A 21,989-nucleotide genomic window follows, 5' to 3' on the forward strand; every position below is an offset into this window, starting at 1 on the left:
TTGCAGGCGATGGACGATGCGTGTTTTTGCGCTGCTGCTGCTTGTGCGTGCTGGTGCGTGCTTGTACGTTTGCGGGCGAAGACGTGTTCAGGTCGACGAACAGATGAAGCTGCTCGCGCGATTCATATCGCCCTTGCCGGTGTAACGCGGAAAGAGCGGATAGCGGCATAACGGCCGCGTGCGACCGTTAGTGGCCGCGGAGATATCGGTGGCTGTCAGCGTTTCAGGTGCGACGCCATGCGTGACCCAGTCGTCGAGCGCGGTGAGCAGATCGACGGACGGCACGAACACGCCGCTGCCATGCTGATAGCCGGGCACCATATAGAGCCGCATGAACGAATCGACGCTGGCCTGCCCGAAGCGCGCGACGAGCGCATCGCGATATGCGATGGTCTGGTTCGGGCTGATCACTTCGTCGGCGAGACCTTGCAGCGTGATCACCTTGCCGCCGCGCGCGATGTAGCGCGACAGGTCGGTATTCATCGCACCGATCGTCTCCGACAGCTCGACGAGTTGCGACTGATAGCGGCCCGGATGCAGCACGTCGAAGGTCAGCGAATCGTATGCCGCGTCCTGCGTAACGAAGTAGCGCAGATAGCCGTCGCCTTGCGTGAACAGATAGCCGTTCGCCGCGAAGGTCGGCGACTGCTCGCGCGAAGCGTCGCGCCCAAGCCCGAGTCCGCCGGTCAGGCGCGTGCCCTGAAAGACGTTATAGCCATGGTAGCCAGTGACGTCCCATGCGAGGTGGTACGGCAGCGTCAAGCCGTCGCGTAGTGCGAAGAGCGTCGCGAGCTGCGTGTTGGTCAGACATTTGTCCTCCTGCTCAGTTTGGGGGGCGATTGCAGGGGAGCCGTTGGACCGGGCGGACCTGCTCGTCTTGCCGGCCCCCGCAGAAGCCGCGGACCTGCAGCGCAGCGCGTCGATGATTTCGGCTTCGCGTTTGCGGCACGCGGGCACGTCGCTGACGATGCCGTCGGCTGCGCCATCGAGCCTGTCGCAGATCGCCATCGAGCGCTCGTAGACGCGCTCAAGTAGAGTCGGCGGCACGTAGCCGCCCGGCGTCGCGTACTCGGCTTCGCCGATCTTGATGCCGACGAGCCGCACGCCGGTGAAGTTCAGCGCGGGCGAATCGGCAATCACGCCGTCGTAGTCGTCGGGATAGCGCTGCATCACCGTGTAGCCTTCGCGGCCGCCTGTCGAGCCGCCGGCGAAGTACATCTTGTCGGGCCCGCGTCCGTACGCGAGCCGGATCAGCACAAGCGCCGCATCGTGCGTCTTTTTCAGGTGCGCGTAGCCGAAGTTGATCACCGCCTCGTCGATCAGGCCGAACACCGCGAGCGACGAGTTGCCCACATGTCCCGAATCGTCGCCGAAGGTCGCATAGCCTTGCGCGAGCGGCGCGTGCTCGGGTGAAAATGGCATCGTGCCGAGGCCGCTCACCACCACGCCGTTGTATCCACCGCCGCCCAGTTGCAGCGCGCGGCCATTCCAGTTGCGCGGCAGGTTCAGATCGAAGCGGATATCGGGCGTCGCGGATTTGAGCGCCTTGATGCTGCCGGTGATGCGGCAATAGTCGCCCGCTTCGTTGCCCGCGGCGCTTGCCGGAATCAGCGTCGCGGAATCGACATGCACGCCGTTGGTCGGCAAGCCGATCGCTTTCGGTGGCAGCGTGATATTGGTCAGCGTCGAGCAGTGCAGCTTCGATGCGGGAGGAACCGAAGCCGCGGGCATCGGCGGGGCGAGCGGCTGTTGCGCCGCGCATCCTTGCACGCCGGAGATGAATATCACCAGCCATGCGAGGGCGCGAACGCAGCGATGAGCCGCGGAAATACTACCGGCGACATGAGAAACGGCAGCACGAGCGGCACGAGCTTCGGCACAAACTCCTGCACGAACTCCGGCACGAACTTCGGCACAAGCAGGCGCGCGCGCCGCCCGAAGGCTTGCCGGATGCATCCGCGTCACACGTCGGCTCCGCGCACCGCCGGGCGCCGCGAAAGACGCCCCGACCAGTCGCGCCAGATGCGCGCGAGCATCAGCACCGCAACGATCGCGACGAGATCGCCGGCGAGCGCCGCAAGGCCATGCGCGACGCCATGCAACGCGCGCGGTGTCGCCGTATCGACGACCAGCGAAATCACCGTGCCGCCAACGAAGCAGACGAGCCCCAGCTGCCCGACATTGACGATACCGGGCAAGCGCTGCGCGAGCTGCGCGATGAAACCGTTTCGGACGAGCCAGACTGCAAGCCAGGCAATCGCAATGAAATTGATCACGCGTTCAACCGATAGATTCTGTTTCAGGTGACCGGGCAGCGGCTGCGTCAGGATAAACAGCTTGACGATCGCGAAGCCGACAGCGGTTGCGAGCGCGACGCGCGTGAGCCACCGTCCCGCCCCCGATCCGACAAAGCCGTCGCTAGCGGGCCGCACACGACACAGGATACCGAGCACGAACATCAATTGCCATGCAAACGGATTGAAAGCCCAATCGCCGACATCGTCGATGCGCAGCAATGCCGCAAGTGGCCGCGCGGCAAGCCAGACGACCAGGCTCACAGCAAGTGCCGCGCCTGCCGAGCGCCGCGCGAGCGGCACCATGAACGGCACGGTCAACGGAAACAGCACATACATCGGCAGCACGCTCGACAGATACGGCTGCTGGCGCAGCACCGCGATGTCGAATGTCTCACGCAGCGGCGCCGCCGAAAACGACGGCCAGCCGGTCAACTCGACCATCGGCCGGTTCAGATGAAAGAGCGCGAGTACAGCGCCCGACAGCAAGGTGAGCAGCGCCGTCAGCAGATATGCGCGGTAAATCTCGTAGCCACGCCTGAAAAATCGCTTGCGCGCGGCGCTCCGGCCGCGTTTGTCGAGCACCGCATCGTAGGCGGCCGCGGACGCATAGCCGCCGAGGCAGACGAACACTTCGGCGGAATCGCATAACGCATAAGAGTGCAGCATTAAATGCGACAGCACGCTGCCGGGTATGTGATCCAGCACGATGACAATCAGCACGACGCCGCGAAAGAAATCCACTTCGATCGAGCGTCCTCGACGGGCAGGCATGGGAAGTCTCGGGGGGAGGGCCGCTGGTTACAGGGAAGTGCCGAGCGTACAAGTCAGGCTAAACCGATTCGCAACTGGTTGCTGGAGAGAACAATTCCGGCTGACAGAATGAAATATCCGCATGGATCCGTGCACGCGAGATGACGGGCAACGACAGGCGTTTTGAAAGCTTATGCTGCGGCGTGCGTGGAAAGACGCGGCAGAAATGGCGTACGAAGTGGTGGCCAGCCTCGCGAAGTTCGGGTTGCTTAATGACGGTATTTCGCGCGAAAGCGCTCAAGTTGGCTGCGGCGTATCCGTCAATACGGTCGTCAGGGCGGGTATCGGGTGCGGCGTCCTGAGTGATTGACGAGTGACCATTGAGTGACCGATGCGTGATACGTGCCCGCGACTGGATCGAATGCCTCCTATGACCATCGTTCGACGGCTCGTGATTACCTTGGGCGTGGCGCTCTTCGCGCTCGTGTTCGTCGGCGGCTACGGCCTCGCCCAGCTCTATGCATCGAATCAGCGCCTCGACGGCCTCGAGACGCACACGATTCCCGGGCTCAAATCGATCTCGATGGCGCTCGGCGACGTCGCCGATATGCGCCTCAATGCGTACCGGTATGTCGTGGACGGCATCGACGACGCGAGCCGCGCCGCGATCGTTGCGTTGATCGCCGATGCCGACAAGCGCTTCGATGGCGATATCGCCGCGTATGCTGCCGCCTTAGGTTCCACTTACGTTGCTGGCGACGCGCAAGCGGCAAAAATGCTCGACGCGGATCGCGCACATATCGCTGCGTACCGCAGCGCGCGTGACCAGTTCTTCGACAAGCTGCGCGCGGGCGACCGCGACGGAGCGCTCGCGATGCTGCACGACGGCGGCGCCGTGCATACGGCCGCGCTGACACTCGACAAAGGCCTGCACGATCACCTCGATTACGACATCGAGCGCAGCCAGGCGATTCGCGATGAAAACGCTGCGCAGTTCAAAACGGTGTTCGGCTGGATGATCGCCATCGTCGCGGCCGCGCTCATCGCGACCGGCGCGTTCGGCACGCATTTGTACCGGCTGATCGGCAACGGGCTCGGCCAGCTGCGCGATACGCTGCAGAAGATCAGCGAGTCGCTCGACCTGTCGCAAGAGGCGCGCGTCGAGCGCATGGATGAAATCGGGCATACGGCCACGGCACTAAACCGGTTGCTCAAGCATATGGCCGACGTGATCGCCGAAGTGCGGCGCTCGAGCGACGCGGTCGGCATTGCGTCGAAGCAGATTGCCGCGGGCAATCTCGATCTGTCGACGCGCACCGAGGAACAAGCCGTCTCGCTGCAGCAGACGGCGGCAAGCCTCGCACAACTGACGGCGACCGTGCAGCAGAACGCGGACAACGCGAAAGAGGCGAGTTCGCTTGCGCTTGGCACGTCGCGCATCTCGGATGAAGGCAGCCAGTCGGTCGAGCGCATGGTCGGCACGATGAGTGAAATCTCGTCGAGCTCCACGAAAATCGGCGAGATCACGTCGCTGATCGAAGGCATCGCGTTTCAGACCAACATCCTCGCGCTCAATGCGGCTGTCGAAGCGGCGCGCGCCGGCGAGCAGGGCCGCGGCTTCGCGGTTGTCGCATCGGAGGTGCGCAGCCTTGCGCAACGTTCGTCGGCGGCAGCGAAAGAGATCAAGGAGCTGATCGGACGCTCGGTCGCGACGATCCGCTCGGGCTCGAGCCAGGCCGAAGAAGTGGGCCGCACGACGGCGCAGGTGCAGCAGGCCATCCGGCAGGTCGCGGCGATCATCGGTGAGATTGCGAATGCGTCGGACGAGCAGGGGCGCGGCATCGAGCAGGTGAATCAGGCGGTCAGTCAGATCGATGAAGTGACGCAGCAGAACGCGTCGCTTGTTGAGCAGGCTGCGGCGGCGTCGGGGTCGCTTGATGAGCAGGCGACGCGGTTGAGCGGGTCGGTTGCGGTGTTTACGGTGGGGGCTGGCGTTTAGCTTACGCAATCCCGCGCGCCCGACACGATTCATCGGGCGGCATTGCGTGCGATCTAGAAGTCGACGCGGAGGGGGGCGGAGAGCTCGAACGAACCGACGTAGTTACCCGTGATCAGGCGCAACTCGTTCCCATTGGTGCCGATTGAAGCCGTGGTGAGCTGCAGCTCGCCGGCGGGGAATTTTTCTTCAGATACCAGCATGCCGATGAAGTCGTTTGCGTTGACGTCGTAGACATAGCTCTCAAGCGTAATGATGTCTTTCGGGTGAACGACGTTTCGTATGCGCTCCGCAAGCGGACCGTCCTTATCGTCCACCGCCGCGACAAACGAGTAGCGATCGTCGCCAACCGTCTTCTCGAAGAGAAGGCTGACACGCTTGTCGTTGATTTGCGCCGGCACGATGTAAGTCGCGACCTTCACATCCTCGCCGGACTCATTGCGGCGCGACTCCATCGAAATTTGCCGCATGTTGACGGCGTGCCCGTTAAGCACAGGCCAACCGGTGTCCAGACTCGCCGACAGACCGTAGTTGCGCTCATTGGCGTCTACGTCGAGCGGCTCGAGCATCGCAGCGCGCAACTGATGGGGCACGTCGGTGGGCATCAGGACGGCCAGCATCGCTTCCTTGACGCCGAAGTTGCTCCGGACTGCGGCATTGAGATGGGTGGCGGTGGACCGGCTCACGTCGACCACAAACACCTGAGGCACCTCCTTTGCGTATTTGACGTACGTTTTCAGCATCGACTTGTATTCGCTCGGGAAGTCGATATTCGCGTAGGTTGTGTCGAAGTTCGTCATATCGAACTGTCGCGACGGGAAATAGATGCTGAGCCCGGAGGCCGACGCGGCCAGCGGACCATTGCCTCGATAAACGACCGCCTGACGCACAGCGGCCGACACGAGCCGGCTCGCTTCCGGAAGAATGTCGTTTTCGGCGAGACCGTCGGCGAACGCGCCCAGGTCGGTAATGTCGAGGCTTGCGTTATCGGACGTCGTCTCGGCGCCGAAGCTGGCCGTCATTGCGCGTTGAACGGCCACTCGCATCCAGTTATCGGTGGACTGTCTTACGTACTGCGATAGCGCATTCGCGAACGTCCGCACTGCATCGGCCACCTCGTCCATACGCTTCAGATCCACTATGGAGAACGTGACGAACAGGTCCTCGTGCGAGTTTCCGCCCGCGGCCCGGTATGCTTCGTTATTCTCTTTCTGGAACGCGAGGTAGCTGTCCGTGATGACTCGTCCGAGTTGCATGGCGCTCATCGTCGGGTTTCTGGACAGTTCGGACAGCACGGTCTGATAGTTCCATCCGGCGCCGGGCTCGAGTTCCTCGGATCCCGCCAGATAGTCGGCGTACGGCATCAGCGCATACGCGACTTCCGCGTGCGCCATCAGGCAGGCATCGAAGCCGATCAGATCGAAGTGGACACCGGTCTTGTCACGCGCGCTTTTGAGTGCCGCCTGAATTTCCGGCAAGGTCATCGTTTGGTACCGGTCGAACAGTTCGTCCGCCCCGAAGCCGTTATAGCCGCCACCGTGGTTCCAGAAGACGAGGCGGTATTTTGCTGCAGGAAACGCCCCCTTCGCCCAAACGATAAAGTTCGCGAGCGTGCGCGAATCCACCATGTTCTGCTTGCCGATATCGGCAAGCAACTGCAGCTTCCCGTCGCGCAGCGCATACCGCCGCACGGTACGCCAGTCGGTTACAGGATCGTTTGCATCGGCTTTGTTGGAACCGCCCGTGGTAATCACCACGTTCACGTCATTCGAATGGGTCGCAGCCAGCATCTGCTTAAGGCTTGCCGTGGCCGCTCCCGAGGTCGATTCAAGATCCGATCCCAGCATGTAGATCATAAGCGTGGTGGCGGCTTGCTTCGACGGCTTCGCGTCAGTGTCCTGCGCGGTACTCCAGCTATGCCAGACCCCGTATACGGCGGGCAGGCATGCGAGCAATAGAGCGAAAAACCAGCCCGGCCATTTTTTTCGTTTCAAAGGTGCCCCCGATGAAATACGGAACCCTAATTGTTCCGAGGGGAAATTCTTATCAGCCAGTGGTGTATGTCGGGTTGGGAGTATTCCTAAATCCGAGAGCGCTCCACACATTATTTCCATTTGACCGGTTGTTTAGCACCGGCTCGGGACGTGCATCAACGCAACGTGGCTGATGAGGTTCGGACTCGTCCGATAGCCGTGGCGTGCGGGGCACATCGAAAATCGCGCCTCTTTGTTCATTAACGAAACTAATGATTCAGGTATTGAGAAAAACAACGCTGTTGATCGCCGTCACGCTGACGATTGCAGCCTGCACAGATAAATCAGATACATCGTCTTCGCCATCCACCGCGTCTTCATCGCCTCAACCGGTGCTGACTACGTCGATCTCCAAATATTCGGTGACCGTTCCGGTGACGATCGCGGGCAAAACGTATCAATTCCTGCTCGACACGGGTTCCGCCTATACGATCGTTGACAATCAGGTTGCCGCGGCAATGACCCAACGCGCCCCGGACCACGAAATTCCCGCCCGCCTTCATCAGAGTCTTGCCGAAGGCGCAAGCACGCCTGGCGGCACGCTTCACAAGGATGATGTGAAATTCTGGCGCCCTCTGCGGATCGACATCGGCGACCATGCGCTCCGAAGCGCCACGCCGTGGTTGGGGCTGGACCTGTCGCTGTTGACCAGGGCGACCGGTAGACGCATCGACGGCATACTCGGGACGGACGTCTTCCGTCAGCTGAGCTGGCAAGTGGACAACGTCAAACGGACGCTTACGGTGCTGGCGGATGTACCTTCCACTGCGGGTTACCAGCAATGCGTTCCCTATCGGGACGAGTATGGTCAGCCGCCGGAAATTCAGATCGGTCTCAAGAATGCCAATTGGGCTCCGTTCCGGATCGACACGGGGCTAACCGATTCTCTGGCGCCGCTCGACCTGCTTGACGCGCTTCACAAGAACGGCAGCAACATCGAGCAAATTGGTGAAGCCAGCATGGCGACTGCTAACGGTACGCATCATGCAAGTGAATATCTCGTCGACGGTCTCAGTATCAGCGGCATGCCCGTGGGACGCCTCCGCGTGCTCGAAAGCGCGGGTGGACTGAACAACCTGGGCATGGGTTTTTTGTCACGTTTCGACAGTTATGCACTGGTCCCCGCCGAGATGGTCTTCTGCTACAACGCGAAGAACTTTACGCGCGACGACCATCAGCCATTGCGCTATATCCCGCTGATTTACGTCGATGGACGCATCGAAATTGGTGACAGCAGCATGGGCGATGTGTCCGGGTATGGGCTGAAACCCGGTGACGTCTTGCTCGAGGTCAACGGACGAAAGGTGCTCCCCGCGGACATTGAAGAACTGCGCGAGGACGTCGGTATTGCGCCCAAAGGCAAACTGACGATCCTGATCGATCGAAGCGGCGAGAAAAAGACAATCGAGCTTTGACGGGCCGAAATCCGATGCGGAGATTCGGGCCCGCGCGTTTGGCGTTCGGTTGACCGGCGCGGGGCGGCGAGGTGCGTCCTGCAACGAAGGCTTCGCCTGTGATACCGATATCGCTATCGCAACGGCAACCCGTCGCACAAACAAAAAGGCCTCGCCGCTAGAGCGGCGAGGCCTTTCACATTCTGTTGGTGGAGCGGATGAGGATCGAACTCACGACCTTCGCATTGCGAACGCGACGCTCTCCCAGCTGAGCTACCGCCCCAACGAATCGAGCAATTCTAGCACAGGCATTTTTGGAATTGCCAAAGGCGCGGGTTCATTTCGAAGGCGCACCGGCCAGCACCCAATCGACGACCGTGCGGATATCGGCATCGCTCATCGCCGGATGCGCGGGCATCGGAATCGCGCCCCACACGCCGGAGCCGCCATCCTTCACCTTGTGTTCGAGCAGCGTTTGCGCCTGCGTGTTGCCCTTGTAGCGGCTTGCGACCTGCTGGAACGACGGCCCGACGAGCTTGCGGTCGATCGCGTGGCAGCCCAGACATGCGTTGCGCTGCGCGATCTGCAGACCGGGCGGCGTTTCGACGGCGTGCGCCCCGCTCGCCGCCATCAGCGCAGACACGGCGAGCGCCGCGAGCGCACCTGCACCTGTGCTTAAGCCTGCGGCCATCACACGATACGGCGCCTCTACGGCGCGCCGCATCTTCCCCGCACTGCTTCGACGCTTCACTTCACCGCCTGCGGGCTGCCCGGCTGCACATTCGAATTCGACACCGGCGCCGGCGGCTGCTGATCGAGCGGCTTCGACGACACCGACGCATCAGGCACCGCGCCTGTCGTCACATCGTCGGGCGCCGCTGCCGCCGCGGGCGACGACGCGCTCGGCGCCGATGCCGCCGCGGCGGCCGCAGCCACCGCTTCCGACGGCTCGATGTACTGGTACACCTTGACCACCCTGTACACGCCCGGCACGCGGCTCGCGACATTCGCGCCCTGCGCGCCTTCGTCAGGCGTCACGAGACCCATCAGATAAATCGAGCCGCCCTCGGCGACCACCTTGAAGTTGTTCGCGGACAGATCCTTCTCGGCGATCAGCGCGGTTTTCACGCGCCCTTCGAGATACGTGTCGTTCGTGCGCGAAGAGAAATCGATGGGTTGGCCAATGGTCACCTCGTTGACGATCGCGTGCACGTTGTTGATGCCGCGCACGATCGTATCCGCTTTCTGCTTCGCGGCGTCGTCGGGCACCTCGCCGGTCAGCAGCACGCGCCGGTTGAAAACCGTCACGTTGACGTGCGAGCCGGCAGGGAGGCCGTCATTGATCTGCGAAATCGCCTTCACCTGGATTTCGCGATCCTCGGTCTGCGCGCCGAGCGTGCGCCGGTCGGTCGCGACAAGCGCGCCGCCGCCTGCCGCCGCCCCGACCGCCAGCACGCAGCCCTGCAGCGTGGCGGCGAGGCCCGCCACCAGCCCCACCACGAGCGTGGTTCTCACAAGCGTACTTTTCACGCGATATGCGCTCATCAACTAGCTCTCCTTCGAAGTCACTCTTTCACTCGTCGCCCAGCAACATGGCATCGATGCCGTCGCACAGACAGTGGATGGTCAGCAGATGCACTTCCTGAATGCGCGCGGCGTCTTCGGACGGCACGCAGATTGAGATATCGATATCGGTCAGCGCGCCGTCCGCGCCGCTGTTGTCGCCGCCGTTGCCCGTCAGCGCGATCACGACCATTTCGCGCTCGTGCGCGGCATCGATCGCGGCGAGCACGTTGGCCGAATGGCCGGACGTCGAAATCGCGAGCAGCACGTCGCCGGGTTGGCCGAGTGCGCGGATCTGGCGCGCGAAAATCTCGTCGTACGCGTAATGATTGGCGAGCGCTGTCAGCACCGATGTGTCGGTTGTTAGCGCAACGGCCGGGAGGCCCGGCCGTTCGCGTTCGAAGCGGCCGATCAGTCCGGCCGCGAAATGCTGCGCGGCGGCAGCCGACCCGCCGTTGCCGCACGCGAGAATGCGATTGCCGTTCGCCAGCGCGCCGAACATCGTGTCGACCGCGGCGGCGATCGGCAGCGCGAGGGTTTCCACCGCGGCGAGTTTCACTGCCGCGCTATCGCGGAAGTGCTGTTGAATACGTTCGACTGACATCGACTCTCTATCTTGTACTACGCGTTTTGTCCTGCGTGTCTGCCGGCATCGTGCATGGCACGGTGTATCGCGCGTCCCGCGCGCGCCTGGAGCGACGCATTGCGATGGCGAATGCGGCTCGCGCGGATTGTCGTGTGCACCATGCGCTTGCGAGCATCAGACCGCTTTCGCGGCGCGGCGTTCGATGCCCGATGCGCGTGGCGCAAGTTTAACGTACTCGCGTGGCTTATCGCGCACCTAAAACGGCTTGTTACGCAGCAGATACCGTCGCCCGCGGCGCAGGTCGCTCGCGGCGCAGGGTTGCGCTTCAGCTATCGTCGGCGCGAAACGCATCGCGCAACCAGACCAGACGCCCCGCTTCGAAAGCGACCACGTCGAAACGGCACGCGGCCACTTCGTGCGGATGCGTCGCGAGGTAATACTGCGCGGCGCGCACGAGCCGCTCGCGCTTATGGCGACCGACACTCGCCGAGGCCCCGCCGTAGCGCGTCTGCGCGCGCGCCCTGACTTCGACGAAGACGAGCGTGCCGTCGGCCTCGCGCATCACGAGATCGATCTCACCGCCGCGGCACGCCACGTTACGCGCGACGAAGCGCAAGCGCTGCCGCTGCAGATAAGCGAGCGCGTGCGCTTCGAACTTCGCGCCGACGCTAGCCGTCGACGTTTTCGATCGCGCGATGTTTCCGGCGCCCGCGTGCGCGTGCCCGTGCGCGTTTGCCGCCTTCCGGCCGTCGGCGTGGTGGCACAATGTCGTGCTTCTTCCGTCAGTCTGCGTCTTCAGTCTCATGACCCCTCTCTCCGAACTCGCGCAGCAGCAGCACTATCCGCAAGGCGCGCTATACGTGGTCGCCACACCCATCGGCAACAGCGCCGACATCACGCTGCGCGCGCTCCACGTGCTCGGGCTCGCCGATCGCATCGCCGCGGAAGACACGCGCAACACCGGTCAACTGCTCGCGCGCTACGGCATTTCGAAGCCTTTGATTGCCGTGCATCAGCACAACGAACGCACGGCGGGCCTGCGCATCGTCGAGCATCTGCAAGCGGGCGAGCGCATCGCGTACGTGTCGGACGCGGGCACGCCCGGCATTTCGGACCCGGGCGCGAAGCTCGTCGACGCCGTGCGGGAAGCGAATTTGCCGGTCGTGCCGCTGCCCGGCGCAAGCGCGCTCGCAACCGCACTGAGCGCGGCCGGCGACTGGATCGCGACGTTCTCGTTTCTCGGCTTTCTGCCGTCGAAAACGAAGCAGCGCGCCACGCAGCTTCAGCAACTGGCTGCGCACCCGCATGCGATGGTGTTTTATGAAGCGCCGCATCGAATCGTCGAAACGGTCGAGGCACTTGCGCATGCATTCGGCGGCGCGCGGCGTCTGCTGATTGCACGCGAGCTGACGAAGTTACACGAGACGCTGCACGGTTGCACCCTGGCCGAAGGGCCAGCATGGCTCGCCGAAGACGCGAACCATCAACGCGGCGAATTCGTGCTGGTGGTGGAGGGCGCGGCGCCGCAGGCCGCGGCTGAAGACGAACACGACGCGCTGCTCGGCATCCTGCTCGAAGAGGTATCGGTGAGCAGCGCGGCGAAGATGGCGGCCGCCATCACGGGCGCGCCGCGCAATGCGCTCTACGCACGTGCGCTGGAGCTCAGTAAGCCCGGTAAGGACTGAAGGGCCGCAAAGCGCGGCCCTTCGTGGAACGGTGCGCTCAGCCGAGGCCTGAGCGCAAGGAAATCCGTCGCCTTACTTTTCGACGCTCGGATTGCCGTTCGCGGCGAGCATTTCCGCCTGCTCGATCTTCGCTTCATGCTGCGTCAGGCCCGCGATCTGCACACGCGCCGTACCGACGTGCTGCAAATGCAGAACCCGCGCGGCCTCATACGAGAGATCGATCACGCGGCCACGCACGTACGGTCCGCGGTCGTTGATCCGCACGACGACCGAGTCGTTCGTGGCCGGGTTCGTCACGCGCACGTACGAGCCGAGCGGCAGTGTGCGGTGCGCGGCGGTCAGCGCATTCATATTGAAGCGTTCGCCGTTCGCGGTGCGGCGGCCGTGAAACAGCTTGCCGTACCACGAGGCGCGGCCCGTCTGGCGGAAGTTCTGCACATCGGGGCCATCTTCCGTCAGCGCAGGCGCATCGGCGAGCTTGCCCTTCGGCGTGGATGCAGCGTCCGAAGCAGGCGCCGGCACATTGCTGGCGGAACCATAAGCTTGCGGGGCCGTTGCGGCGGCATTCTGCGTCGCTTTAGTGCTGAGCGGCGCACTGCCGACCTCTCCCGAGCCCGGCGGCATTGCACAGCCTGCCAGGATCGAAAAGGCAAAAAGACCCCCAATACGTCGGGTTAGCCGAGTTTTCATAAGACGAACGATGTTACAAAGGCGAGCCGCATCACGCGAATAACTGCGTGTTGTGTAGCGGCCCGGGCGGCAAGACGAACTCGCGCGCCGCGCCCGAAGGCACGGAACGGTGAAGCCCGCACACGGCCCATTCAGGCCGCTACCGCACGGTTAGCTTTCACGTCTGACACATCCTGTCCCCGCAGGCTTTGATCAGACCCCACACGCCGCCATCGAACATGGCTACACGTTCTTGCACCCGGACAGCGGTACGTAGGAACGGCGGCGTAGGCCCCATCCAGCGTCACGGCAGCAAGGCCGTAGCAGGCGCATCGCGCCTGGCTGGACAAGACGTGTGCATCGAAGGTTTCGATGCTCGGATTTGCCGTCAAACAGCGACGGCACTTACTTGAAGGCAACGTTCGTTCCGCATTCTGACGACCAAACGACGGACGTCGAACCCGGAACGGGTCAACCGGTGAAGGTGCGGTCTTCCGCACGCAATGGGCGCATTATACCCAAATCGAAATCATGGGTAGCTAAACCGCACTAATCTTTACACAATCTTTACCGTACTCGTAAGAATGCCCGACCGCGCGGGTGTGTCGCACCCATGAGAGGTCGGTCGAAGACGGCTGCCGATTCATACGAGTCGCCTCTGCACGGCGCAAAGCCCGCGCCGGTACAATCGATTTTTTGTTCCCGTACACGGCTCGCATCGCCTTCATGAAAGTCACCCTGATCCCTGTTACGCCGTTCCAGCAGAACAGTTCGCTGCTCGTTTGCGAGACGACGGGGCGCGCCGCCGTCGTCGATCCGGGCGGCGATCTCGACATCATTCAGCGTGAAGTCGCGCGCCAGAACGTGAGCGTCGAAAAGGTGTTGCTCACGCACGGCCACGTCGACCATTGCGCTGGCGCGAAAGCGCTCGCGTTGCACTACGGCGTGCCGATCGAAGGCCCGCATCCGGACGAACGCTTCTGGCTCGACCAGTTGCCCGAGCAGAGCGTGCGCTTCGGCTTCCCGGCCGCCGATGCGTTCGAGCCGGAGCGCTGGCTGCACGACGGCGACACCGCGCAGTTCGGCGCGGAAACGCTCGAGGTCTACCACTGCCCCGGGCATACGCCCGGCCACGTCGTGTTCTTTAGCCGCGCGCATCGTCTTGCGCTGGTCGGCGACGTGCTGTTCGCGGGATCGATCGGCCGTACCGATTTCCCGCGCGGCAATCACGGCGACCTCGTGAGCTCGATCCGCAGCAAGCTCTGGCCGCTCGGCGACGACGTCACGTTCGTGCCCGGCCACGGCCCGACTTCGACGTTCGGCGACGAGCGCCGCACGAATCCTTATGTGGCCGACGGAGTCGCTGTATGAATGGTGAGATCTATGTGAGCACGGACGTCGAAGCGGACGGACCGATTCCGGGACCGCATTCGATGCTGAGCTTTGCGTCGGCCGCGTACACGGCCGACAAGCAGCTGATCGCCACGTTTTCGGCGAACCTCGAATTGCTCGAAGGCTCGGCGCCGCACCCGGTTCAGGAAGCATGGTGGAAAACCCAGCCCGACGCGTGGGCGGCCTGCCGCAAGGACTTGCGCCAGCCCGCCGAGGCGCTGATCGCCTATGTCGAATGGGTCGAGGCGTTGCCCGGCAAGCCAGTGTTCGTCGCAATGCCGGCGGGCTTCGACTTCACCTTCATGTTCTGGTACATGATGCGCTTCGCGGGACGCTGCCCGTTCTCATGGTCCGCGCTCGATATCAAGACGCTCGCGTTCGCGATGACCGGCCTGCCGTATCGAAAGTGCATCAAGCCGCGGCTGCCGAAGCACTGGTTCGACGATCTGCCGCACACGCATGTCGCACTCGACGACGCGATCGAGCAGGGCGCGCTCTTCTGCAACATGCTGGCGGAGCTTCGCGCAGCGCGCCCTGTGGCGGCGCTGGACGCGAATGATGGGGACGGCTCAGGACGAAACGCCGCCGACTAACCCGCAAATTAGGCGATACGTCTCACAAACCGCCGTTTCGATTGCGTTTCGTTTTCGTGGCCTCTACCATTACGGAATACGGCGACGCCAACGGAGGCCGCAGTTGACACTCGATACGTTCTCTCAAAAGATCCTGCGCCTCTTGCAACTGGACGCCCGCCGTTCCGTGCAGGAAATCTCCGATCAGGTCGGTTTGTCCAGCACACCGTGCTGGCGCCGTATCAAGGATATGGAGCAGTCGGGCATCATCCAGCGCTATACGGCTTTGCTCGACCGGGAGAAACTCGGGCTGCACGTCTGCGCGCTCGCGCATATTCACCTGACGCGGCATACCGAAGGCGGCGTCGAACAGTTCGAACGGGAAATCGCGACGTGCCCGGAAGTCACCGAGTGCTACAGCACGACCGGCGAGTCGGACTACATCCTCAAGATCGTCGCGCCGGACATCAAGGCTTACGACACGTTTTTGCACGATCGCATTTTCAAGATTCCGGCGGTCGCGCAGGTTCGCACGAGCGTCGTGCTGCGCGAAATCAAGTTCGATACGCAATTGCCGCTTTGATTCGCGACTGAGCGCGGTGTCGCGTGGCTCGGTGGCGGCGGTGGCCGTGGCGCTTGCGATGACCGTGGCGCTTGCGATGACCGTGGCACTTGCGATGACCGTGGCACTTGCGTTGGCGCCGGCCCCGTCGGCGCCTGATCGGATCGCGTCGCGCTATCGCCTGTTATCGTCCACTTTCGCGCCGCGCATCTTCAACGGCGGCCGTGTCCGTTGCGCGCACATCGATGGCTCGGCGCGCGTCGAGCGTGCGCGCGCCGAGCCTGCGCTGCAGATCCGCGAGGTCGATGCGCGCAAGACGTTGCGCCTCGTCTTCGAATGCTTCGTCGGCTGAAGTCGCCAGTAATGTCACCTCGACGTCGAGCCCCGTACTCAGATAGTGAAGGTTCACGGCGACCGGTTTTAAACCGTGTTCGGCAAATGCCCTTTCGACTTCCGCGACCACGCGCTCGCGCGACGGCAGGCCCACGGGCGGCTGCGCGAGCGCATCGTTTTCCGGGTCGACGTGAATCAGCGCATCGAGCACACGGTTGTCGGTCAGCACACGCGTGCGCGCCGACTCCGCGATGTAGTGCCCCTCGGACACGGAAATAAACGGGTCGACGAGGATATGCGCATCGACGAGCGCGAGGTCGCCCATCTTGCGCGTACGCAGCTGATGCACGTCGCGCACGCCGGGCGTCGATAGCAGCAGCGCGCGGACGTCGGCGGTAGCCGGCTCGTCGAGCGCGCGGTCGGATAGGTCCTGCAGCGCATCCCAGCCGAACGACCAGCCCATGCGCGCAACCATAAAGCCGACGATCGCCGCCGCAATCGGATCGAGCAGACGCATGCCGAACAGGCTCCCGACAATGCCGATCGCCACCACGAGCGACGACGCCGCGTCCGAGCGCGCATGCCACGCGTTCGCGATCAACATGGCGGAGCGCACGCGTTGCGCTTCGCGCAGCATGTAGCGGAACAGCCCCTCCTTCGAAACCAGCACGACGACCGCGACCACGAGCGCGCTCACGTGCACGGGCGGAATGTCCTGGAGATTGGTGAGCCGGACACCGGCGCGCCACAGCATGCCCACACCCACCGCGATCAGCAGGCCTCCAAGAAACAGCGAGGCGACCGTTTCGTAACGGCTGTGGCCGTAATTGTGATCGGCATCCGGCTCCGCGGCGCTATGGCGGTTCGCGATCAGCACGACAAAGTCGGAAATCAGATCGGCCAGCGAATGCACACCGTCCGCGATCAACGCCTGAGAATGGGCGAACACACCAATCGCGATTTGCGCAGTCATCAATACGGTATTGAGCACGATGCTGACGAACGTGCTTTTGCGTGCTACGCGCTGTTTTTCTGCAGGATGGATGGTAGTGCTCGACGACATACGAATAAGGGCAGGATTCCACCCGTTCATTCTACGCGCCGACTCGTTTCCCGTCAGTTAAGGCGACAAGAAATATCTTTTGAATCAGGTGGTTACCAAACGCGACGCATTCGTATCGCGCGACATGCCGATCGTGACGCGCATCGCCGTTGCCGGACGCGTTGAGAATTACCCGATTTGTTTCGCTTTATAAGTGTGCGCAAACTGTCCCGTACAAACCGGACAAGCAAAGAGAGCGGACCCGGAGCGCCTGGCGAACATAAGCAACAAAGAGCCAGCAAGAAGAACCAGCGAAGAGAACAACAAAACAGAAAACCGCGCCCAGTTCCTGCAGCGCGGTTTTGCCGGCGGTACAACCAACGATTCGGTTACGCGAAGATTTGCGTTTATTTCTGGATCAGAAATTTTTCGCGATCCTGACCGGCGATCCAACGCGGCGGCTTGCCACGGCCCGACCAGGTATTGCCGCTATCCGGATCACGATACTTCGGCGCGACGCCCGTCCGCACACGTCCGACCTTCGCGTGCTTCGCGCCGCGGCCGCCGCCGAGCTCCGCGAGGGTAATGCCGTAGTCGGCCATCTTTTGCTTGATTTCGTTCAGCACTTCGGCATATTCACGCGCCTTCGCCTCTTCGATCTGCTTTTCAAGCTTCTCGCGCTGCGCGAGGAGTTCCTTGTAGGAAGACATAGGTTCCCTTGTCATTTGAAAAATGGACTGCCGGTCTTCTGCCGATTTAGTCCTTTGAAGGTGATCATGCCTCGGAATTTGCAGGCGAGATTAACACAGAAGATAAAGCCACGAATAGATGCCAGCTCAAATTAATTAATTGCCATTTCCTAAATTTTCACCGAAGTGTCGAAAGGGGGTCGGGCAACACCGCACATTCATTGTTATTTTGTCAGAAAAGTAGCATCAGCAATGAATGGATTCTCAATCGACTCTCGAATGATGAAACGTATTCGACCATGTAGTACGAAATCATTTCATTTTGTGAAAACTTGATCGGTAAAAATCGGAGCGCTTAAGTATTGCGCCGTAAATCGTCTTGCCCGCCGAACGCTGCAACAGTAGAAGTCTCAAATGCCGCATCGAGCGTTGCGGTGTCTGTCGCCGGCGACTCAAAAGCGCGGCGCCTGCGCGCCCCATTGATTCGAAAGTCCGCGCCGTAGCGGTCGATGCCGAGCAGTTCCACTTCGTTCGTGCGGCGCGGATCCGCGTCGAAGCGTTCGAGCAACGCCGTTTCTTCGTCGAATGCGAGCGGTTCGAGCGGATCGAGTTCATCGCCGTCGAGCCAGCCCATCATGCCGAAGCCGCCTATAAACCGGAGCCGCTCGAGCGACAACGTCCAGAACGCGAAGTCGCCGAGCGCGAGATAGCGCGCGGCGTCCGGCTGATAGCGCAGAAAGCGGCGCACGAAGGGCGGCGGCGCGTCGAACGGCTCGAACGTTCCAAGCAAGGTCACGCGTGGCGCATCGAGCACATTGCCGTCCGGCGCGTCGGCAACGAGGAAGCCAGCACGCGGGTCGCCTTCAAGGTTGCGCGTATGTTCGGCAAGGCGGCTCACAAGAATGGCCGGCCGATGCCGCGCGTCCGGCGCGAACGGGAGGACGGTCGGATATGGAAAACCTTGCGGCTGACGCGAATGCGTCGCAAGCGTGCCGACCGCGACACGATGCAAAAGATCGAGCGGAGCGTGAGCGGGAATCTTCAAGGCGGCCTCGGATTTTCCTCAAGCATTCGGACGCAACATTCATACGCAATTAAGGCGGACAAATAGACAGCTGATGCGCCGTCCTCGCGCGCATTCGCGGGGGCGGCGCCGCCACGGCGCGAGCGAGTCGCGCCGCGAGCGCGAAGTGATGTAGACAACCGAATGACATATTAGTGCAGCGATGTGTCAACGCGGTGCCGCCTGCTTCGCTAGAATCTGGACTTTGCTTTCACCGCGCTTTCCCTCCCGCTAAGACGAGACCGCCTGTGTCCGACCGACCGCCCGACGTTGCGATGCTTCCCGCCGCCCATCGCGATCTGCCCGTGGCCGCGCGCAACCGCGCGCGCTACGCGACGATGGCCCTGTTCTTTATCGCCGGCATGATGTACGGCACGTGGGGGATTCATGTGCCCACCGTGCGTGATCGCTTCGAGTTAAATCCGGCGCTGCTGTCGCTCGCGCTCTTCGCGGTGGCGGGCGGCTCGATTGCCGCGATGACCGCGAACGGTCCGTGGATCGCCCGCGTCGGCACGCGCCGCGCGTGCCTCGCCGGCGGCCTGACCATGTCGATTTGCGCGGCGCTGATGCTGCTCGTCCCTGCGTACTGGATGCTGCTCGTGGTGCTCGCTTTCTTCGGCGCCGGCATGGCAACGCTCGATGTCGCGATGAACGCCGAAGCGAGCGCGGTCGAACAGGCGATCGGGCGGCCGATCATGTCGGCGCTGCACGGCATGTTCAGCGTCGGCGGCATGGCGGGCGCCGCGGCCGGCGGCGCGCTGCTCGCGCACGGCATGACGTCGGTCGTTCATATGCTGCTCGCCGCCGCCGTGAGCGCCGTCGTGCTGTTCATCGCGTGCCCGTCGGTGCTGCCGCACGTGCCGCATGCGGAACATCCGGACGCGCATACGCCGCGCGCGAACCGCTGGCGCTCGCCGGCGCTGTGGGCGCTCGGCATCGTCGCGCTGATCGCCTTGATCGCCGAAGGCGCGATGTACGACTGGGCCACGATTTATATGCGCGACGTCGTGATCGCCACGCCGGCTGTCGCGAGCGCGGCCTATGCGGCGTTTTCCGGCGGCATGGCCGTGGCGCGTTTTGCCGGCGACGCGGTGCGCGCGCGGTTCGGCGCGCCGCAACTCGTGATGGCGAGCGCGTCGATTGCGTGCGTCGGTATGATCGGCGCGCTGCTGCTGCCACATCCGGTTACCGCGATGACGGGCTTTACGCTGATGGGGCTCGGCCTTGCGAACATGATGCCGGTGCTGTTCGCAGCGGCGGCTCGCGTCAAAGGCATTCACGCGGCCGAGGGACTCGCGCACGTCGCGGGGCTCGCCTACTTCGGCTTGCTGCTTGGGCCGGTGATTATCGGCGGTGTCGCGCAGGTCACCAATCTGCCGATCGGTCTTTCGGTCGTTGCGGTATGCGCGGCGCTGATCGCGTTTGCCGGACCGAAGGTTCTGCGGCGCCTCGGTATCTAAATGACGTCGTGACATCGCGCGAAACGTCGCGGCATCGCGCAGCACGCTCAATAAAAAAGGCACGCGAGCCATAAGCTGCGTGCCTTGCATACGCCGTTCGCGCAAACGAACTGACGATTCGACGGATTGACGAAACTGCCGCAGGCAAGCCCGCCATCCGTCTTCTCTCTGCTCTTACATCTTGACGACGTCGAGCAGCGTCTTCTTACCGGACTTGTAGTTGTACAGCGAGATCACGCCGTGCTTGAGGTCGCCCTTCGAGTCGAACGTGGTTTCACCGATCACACCCTTGTAGTCGGTGTTCGGCATCGCGGCGAGGATCTTCGCCGGATCGGTCGAGTTCGCGCGCTTCATGGCGTCGACGATGATGTACACAGCGTCATACGTGAACGGTGCGTAGATCTGGATCGGCTGGCCGAAACGCTTCTCGTACTTCGCTTCGAATGCCTTGCCGCCTTCCATCTTCTCGAGCGCCATACCCGCTTCCGAGCACACGATGTTGTCGGTTGCATCGCCGGCGAGATCCGACAGCTTGTCGGTACACACGCCGTCGCCTGCCAGCACCTTCGCGCGCAGGCCGAGCTGCTTCGCCTGCTTGGCGAACGGGCCGCCGGTGGCGTCCATGCCGCCGTACATGATCGCGTCCGGGTTCTCACCCTTGATCTTCGTCAGAATTGCGCGGAAGTCGACAGCCTTGTCGTTCGTCGCGTCGTGCGACATCACGTTCATGCCCAGCGATTTCGCGGTCTTCTCGAACTCGTTCGCGAGACCCTGGCCATAAGCGGTCGAGTCGTCGACGATCGCGACGCTCTTCACCTTGAGGCCCTTGGCCGCGTAGTTCGCGAGTGCCGGACCTTGCTGCGCGTCGGTCGCAACCACGCGGTACGTGGTCTTGAAGCCTTGCTGCGTGTAGGCCGGGTTGGTAGCCGACGGCGAGATCTGCACGATGCCCGCATCGCTGTAGATCTTCGAAGCCGGGATCGACGTACCGGAGTTCAGGTGACCGACCACGGCGACGACCTTGTCGTCGACGAGCTTCTGCGCAACCTGCGTAGCCGTACGCGGGTCAGCCGCGTCGTCTTGCGGATCGAGCACCAGCGTGATCTTCTGGCCACCGATCGTGAGACCCTTCGCGTTGATTTCCTCGACTGCGAGGCGCGCGCCGTTTTCGTTGTCCTTGCCCAGGTGAGCAATGCCGCCCGTCAGCGGAGCGACGTGGCCGATCTTGACGGTCTGGTCCGCGACCGCGCTCGTCGCCAACGTCGCAAACAGCATCGCCGCAGCGCTAATCGGCAACAGCTTTTGAATCTTGATGTTCATGTAAGTCTCCAGTTTCGGTCCCAAATCAACGTAATCGCCCTTGTGCCCCGCGTCCTTCACGTGTCGCTCAAATCCCGTGGACGACTGCGCCGGATGCATCGTTATGCACTTGGCAAGTACGTCAACCAGCCTGTTTGTGGCAGGCGGTCTTCGTACCAGCGCGCAAGTGTAGGCCATCAAATTAATTTGTGGGGTTTTTTTGAGTAAGTGGGATCACTACCAATAGCGTTTATCCCACATCATCGACGATGCACCGCTTTAGACTGCTCTGAAGCGTCTGCTGGAGCACGGTTTCCGCTGGGTTTCTAAAGATGCGCTTCAAAACGCCGTTAATAGACAATCGCCTCGACGATGCCCGCTTGTTGCGTCCGCAAGCTAAGACGCAATCCGAAACATTTTGGCGATTCGTGACTAAAACAGTGATGCCGCCATCGGATAATCGACACGCCGCGCCGTTTCAATCCGCTTACGGAAAAACCCTCATGCGCCGCGCCCAGCTTGCCAGTGCCGTTTAACTGTCACTGCAGCGTGCCTTTTTTGGTGGCAAACTGGGCGCCGTTTTTCGGCCAAGCCTTTGGCCCAC

Annotated in this window: 20 protein-coding genes and 1 tRNA gene; 7 read left to right on the forward strand and 14 right to left on the reverse strand. The window is 62.5% G+C overall.

The annotated features are described in order from the left end of the window. Positions 1-87: 87 nt before the first annotated feature. The 3 genes from KZJ38_RS00275 to KZJ38_RS00280 are packed head-to-tail and all read right to left on the reverse strand — an operon-like array spanning position 88 to position 3,068. Positions 88-1,731 (reverse strand): tannase/feruloyl esterase family alpha/beta hydrolase, encoded by a 1,644-nt coding sequence (locus tag KZJ38_RS00275; protein ID WP_219800042.1) that lies wholly within the window; start codon positions 1,729-1,731, stop codon positions 88-90. Between the two features lie 53 nt (positions 1,732-1,784). Beyond that, positions 1,785-1,916: a hypothetical protein gene (locus KZJ38_RS36840; RefSeq protein ID WP_281425800.1), complete on the reverse strand. Its 132-nt coding sequence runs from the start codon at positions 1,914-1,916 to the stop codon at positions 1,785-1,787. Positions 1,917-1,961: 45 nt separating this feature from the next. Further along, positions 1,962-3,068 (reverse strand): OpgC domain-containing protein, encoded by a 1,107-nt coding sequence (locus tag KZJ38_RS00280; protein ID WP_219798260.1) that lies wholly within the window; start codon positions 3,066-3,068, stop codon positions 1,962-1,964. A 409-nt stretch (positions 3,069-3,477) separates the two neighbouring features. Here KZJ38_RS00280 and KZJ38_RS00285 point away from each other — a divergent pair, with 409 nt between their 5' ends. After that, entirely contained in the window at positions 3,478-5,046 is a 1,569-nt protein-coding gene (locus KZJ38_RS00285; RefSeq protein ID WP_219798261.1) for a methyl-accepting chemotaxis protein, read from the forward strand. 53 nt (positions 5,047-5,099) lie between these two features. On the opposite strand, the gene KZJ38_RS00290 is transcribed toward KZJ38_RS00285, so the two are convergent. Then, positions 5,100-7,037, reverse strand: coding sequence for a clostripain-related cysteine peptidase (locus KZJ38_RS00290; RefSeq protein ID WP_219798262.1), 1,938 nt, complete (start codon positions 7,035-7,037; stop codon positions 5,100-5,102). 251 nt (positions 7,038-7,288) lie between these two features. Between KZJ38_RS00290 and KZJ38_RS00295 the strand changes: the two genes are divergently transcribed. Continuing rightward, positions 7,289-8,491, forward strand: a complete 1,203-nt coding sequence (locus KZJ38_RS00295; RefSeq protein WP_219798263.1) for a retropepsin-like aspartic protease — start codon at positions 7,289-7,291, stop codon at positions 8,489-8,491. A gap of 186 nt (positions 8,492-8,677) precedes the next feature. Here KZJ38_RS00295 and KZJ38_RS00300 read toward each other — a convergent pair. The 5 genes from KZJ38_RS00300 to KZJ38_RS00320 form a co-directional block, all read right to left on the reverse strand. Continuing rightward, positions 8,678-8,753 (reverse strand) — tRNA-Ala (locus KZJ38_RS00300). Positions 8,754-8,807: 54 nt separating this feature from the next. Next, positions 8,808-9,194 carry a c-type cytochrome gene (locus tag KZJ38_RS00305; RefSeq protein WP_425518274.1) on the reverse strand — a complete coding sequence of 129 codons (387 nt, stop codon included), beginning with the start codon at positions 9,192-9,194 and terminating at the stop codon, positions 8,808-8,810. A 23-nt stretch (positions 9,195-9,217) separates the two neighbouring features. Continuing rightward, a complete protein-coding gene (locus tag KZJ38_RS00310) occupies positions 9,218-10,015 on the reverse strand; it encodes a BON domain-containing protein (RefSeq protein WP_219798264.1) in 798 nt (265 codons plus the stop codon). Positions 10,016-10,043: 28 nt separating this feature from the next. After that, positions 10,044-10,637, reverse strand: a complete 594-nt coding sequence (locus KZJ38_RS00315) for a phosphoheptose isomerase (RefSeq protein ID WP_219798265.1) — start codon at positions 10,635-10,637, stop codon at positions 10,044-10,046. Positions 10,638-10,944: 307 nt separating this feature from the next. Next, complete coding sequence (locus KZJ38_RS00320) at positions 10,945-11,424, reverse strand: YraN family protein (RefSeq protein ID WP_219798266.1); 480 nt, start codon at positions 11,422-11,424, stop codon at positions 10,945-10,947. Here KZJ38_RS00320 and rsmI point away from each other — a divergent pair. Beyond that, on the forward strand, positions 11,423-12,304 hold the full coding sequence (gene rsmI, locus KZJ38_RS00325) for a 16S rRNA (cytidine(1402)-2'-O)-methyltransferase (RefSeq protein WP_219798267.1): 882 nt from the start codon (positions 11,423-11,425) through the stop codon (positions 12,302-12,304). The two genes, KZJ38_RS00320 and rsmI, sit on opposite strands and share 2 nt — an antisense overlap. Positions 12,305-12,376: 72 nt before the next feature. On the opposite strand, the gene KZJ38_RS00330 is transcribed toward rsmI, so the two are convergent. Next, complete coding sequence (locus KZJ38_RS00330; RefSeq protein ID WP_219798268.1) at positions 12,377-12,994, reverse strand: septal ring lytic transglycosylase RlpA family protein; 618 nt, start codon at positions 12,992-12,994, stop codon at positions 12,377-12,379. Between the two features lie 705 nt (positions 12,995-13,699). On the opposite strand from KZJ38_RS00330, the gene KZJ38_RS00335 reads away from it, so the two are divergent. From KZJ38_RS00335 to KZJ38_RS00345, 3 genes are all read left to right on the forward strand, one after another. Then, positions 13,700-14,344 carry an MBL fold metallo-hydrolase gene (locus tag KZJ38_RS00335; protein WP_219798269.1) on the forward strand — a complete coding sequence of 215 codons (645 nt, stop codon included), beginning with the start codon at positions 13,700-13,702 and terminating at the stop codon, positions 14,342-14,344. Next, positions 14,341-14,958 (forward strand): 3'-5' exonuclease family protein, encoded by a 618-nt coding sequence (locus KZJ38_RS00340; RefSeq protein ID WP_219798270.1) that lies wholly within the window; start codon positions 14,341-14,343, stop codon positions 14,956-14,958. Before KZJ38_RS00335 ends, KZJ38_RS00340 begins: the two co-directional genes overlap by 4 nt. 103 nt (positions 14,959-15,061) lie before the next feature. Continuing rightward, positions 15,062-15,520 (forward strand): Lrp/AsnC family transcriptional regulator, encoded by a 459-nt coding sequence (locus tag KZJ38_RS00345; RefSeq protein WP_012399541.1) that lies wholly within the window; start codon positions 15,062-15,064, stop codon positions 15,518-15,520. Positions 15,521-15,683: 163 nt separating this feature from the next. On the opposite strand, the gene KZJ38_RS00350 is transcribed toward KZJ38_RS00345, so the two are convergent. The 3 genes from KZJ38_RS00350 to KZJ38_RS00360 all read right to left on the reverse strand — a co-directional run bounded on the left by KZJ38_RS00350 (position 15,684) and on the right by KZJ38_RS00360 (position 18,608). Beyond that, positions 15,684-16,895: a cation diffusion facilitator family transporter gene (locus tag KZJ38_RS00350; protein ID WP_219798271.1), complete on the reverse strand. Its 1,212-nt coding sequence runs from the start codon at positions 16,893-16,895 to the stop codon at positions 15,684-15,686. A gap of 386 nt (positions 16,896-17,281) precedes the next feature. Beyond that, positions 17,282-17,584: an H-NS histone family protein gene (locus KZJ38_RS00355; protein ID WP_219798272.1), complete on the reverse strand. Its 303-nt coding sequence runs from the start codon at positions 17,582-17,584 to the stop codon at positions 17,282-17,284. 334 nt (positions 17,585-17,918) lie between these two features. Further along, a complete protein-coding gene (locus KZJ38_RS00360; protein ID WP_219798273.1) occupies positions 17,919-18,608 on the reverse strand; it encodes a HugZ family pyridoxamine 5'-phosphate oxidase in 690 nt (229 codons plus the stop codon). Positions 18,609-18,874: 266 nt separating this feature from the next. On the opposite strand from KZJ38_RS00360, the gene KZJ38_RS00365 reads away from it, so the two are divergent. Further along, positions 18,875-20,086, forward strand: coding sequence for an MFS transporter (locus tag KZJ38_RS00365; protein ID WP_219798274.1), 1,212 nt, complete (start codon positions 18,875-18,877; stop codon positions 20,084-20,086). Positions 20,087-20,260: 174 nt separating this feature from the next. Here KZJ38_RS00365 and KZJ38_RS00370 read toward each other — a convergent pair whose 3' ends face one another. After that, positions 20,261-21,406: a branched-chain amino acid ABC transporter substrate-binding protein gene (locus tag KZJ38_RS00370; protein ID WP_219798275.1), complete on the reverse strand. Its 1,146-nt coding sequence runs from the start codon at positions 21,404-21,406 to the stop codon at positions 20,261-20,263. Between the last annotated feature and the right edge of the window lie 583 nt (positions 21,407-21,989).

Origin of the sequence: Paraburkholderia edwinii, assembly GCF_019428685.1 — a bacterium.
In the GTDB taxonomy this organism is placed as follows: domain Bacteria; phylum Pseudomonadota; class Gammaproteobacteria; order Burkholderiales; family Burkholderiaceae; genus Paraburkholderia; species Paraburkholderia edwinii.

Excerpts from the sequence above, each read along its gene's own strand:
- KZJ38_RS00370 (WP_219798275.1), bottom strand. The coding sequence starts at position 21,406 with ATGAACATCAAGATTCAAAAGCTGTTGCCGATTAGCGCTGCGGCGATG.
- KZJ38_RS00285 (WP_219798261.1), top strand. The coding sequence starts at position 3,478 with ATGACCATCGTTCGACGGCTCGTGATTACCTTGGGCGTGGCGCTCTTC.
- KZJ38_RS00315 (WP_219798265.1), bottom strand. The coding sequence starts at position 10,637 with ATGTCAGTCGAACGTATTCAACAGCACTTCCGCGATAGCGCGGCAGTG.
- rsmI (WP_219798267.1), top strand. The coding sequence starts at position 11,423 with ATGACCCCTCTCTCCGAACTCGCGCAGCAGCAGCACTATCCGCAAGGC.
- KZJ38_RS00310 (WP_219798264.1), bottom strand. The coding sequence starts at position 10,015 with ATGAGCGCATATCGCGTGAAAAGTACGCTTGTGAGAACCACGCTCGTG.
- KZJ38_RS00335 (WP_219798269.1), top strand. The coding sequence starts at position 13,700 with ATGAAAGTCACCCTGATCCCTGTTACGCCGTTCCAGCAGAACAGTTCG.
- KZJ38_RS00355 (WP_219798272.1), bottom strand. The coding sequence starts at position 17,584 with ATGTCTTCCTACAAGGAACTCCTCGCGCAGCGCGAGAAGCTTGAAAAG.
- KZJ38_RS00320 (WP_219798266.1), bottom strand. The coding sequence starts at position 11,424 with ATGAGACTGAAGACGCAGACTGACGGAAGAAGCACGACATTGTGCCAC.
- KZJ38_RS00350 (WP_219798271.1), bottom strand. The coding sequence starts at position 16,895 with ATGTCGTCGAGCACTACCATCCATCCTGCAGAAAAACAGCGCGTAGCA.
- KZJ38_RS00330 (WP_219798268.1), bottom strand. The coding sequence starts at position 12,994 with ATGAAAACTCGGCTAACCCGACGTATTGGGGGTCTTTTTGCCTTTTCG.
- KZJ38_RS00280 (WP_219798260.1), bottom strand. The coding sequence starts at position 3,068 with ATGCCTGCCCGTCGAGGACGCTCGATCGAAGTGGATTTCTTTCGCGGC.
- KZJ38_RS00305 (WP_425518274.1), bottom strand. The coding sequence starts at position 9,194 with ATGCGGCGCGCCGTAGAGGCGCCGTATCGTGTGATGGCCGCAGGCTTA.
- KZJ38_RS00275 (WP_219800042.1), bottom strand. The coding sequence starts at position 1,731 with ATGCCCGCGGCTTCGGTTCCTCCCGCATCGAAGCTGCACTGCTCGACG.
- KZJ38_RS00340 (WP_219798270.1), top strand. The coding sequence starts at position 14,341 with ATGAATGGTGAGATCTATGTGAGCACGGACGTCGAAGCGGACGGACCG.
- KZJ38_RS00295 (WP_219798263.1), top strand. The coding sequence starts at position 7,289 with ATGATTCAGGTATTGAGAAAAACAACGCTGTTGATCGCCGTCACGCTG.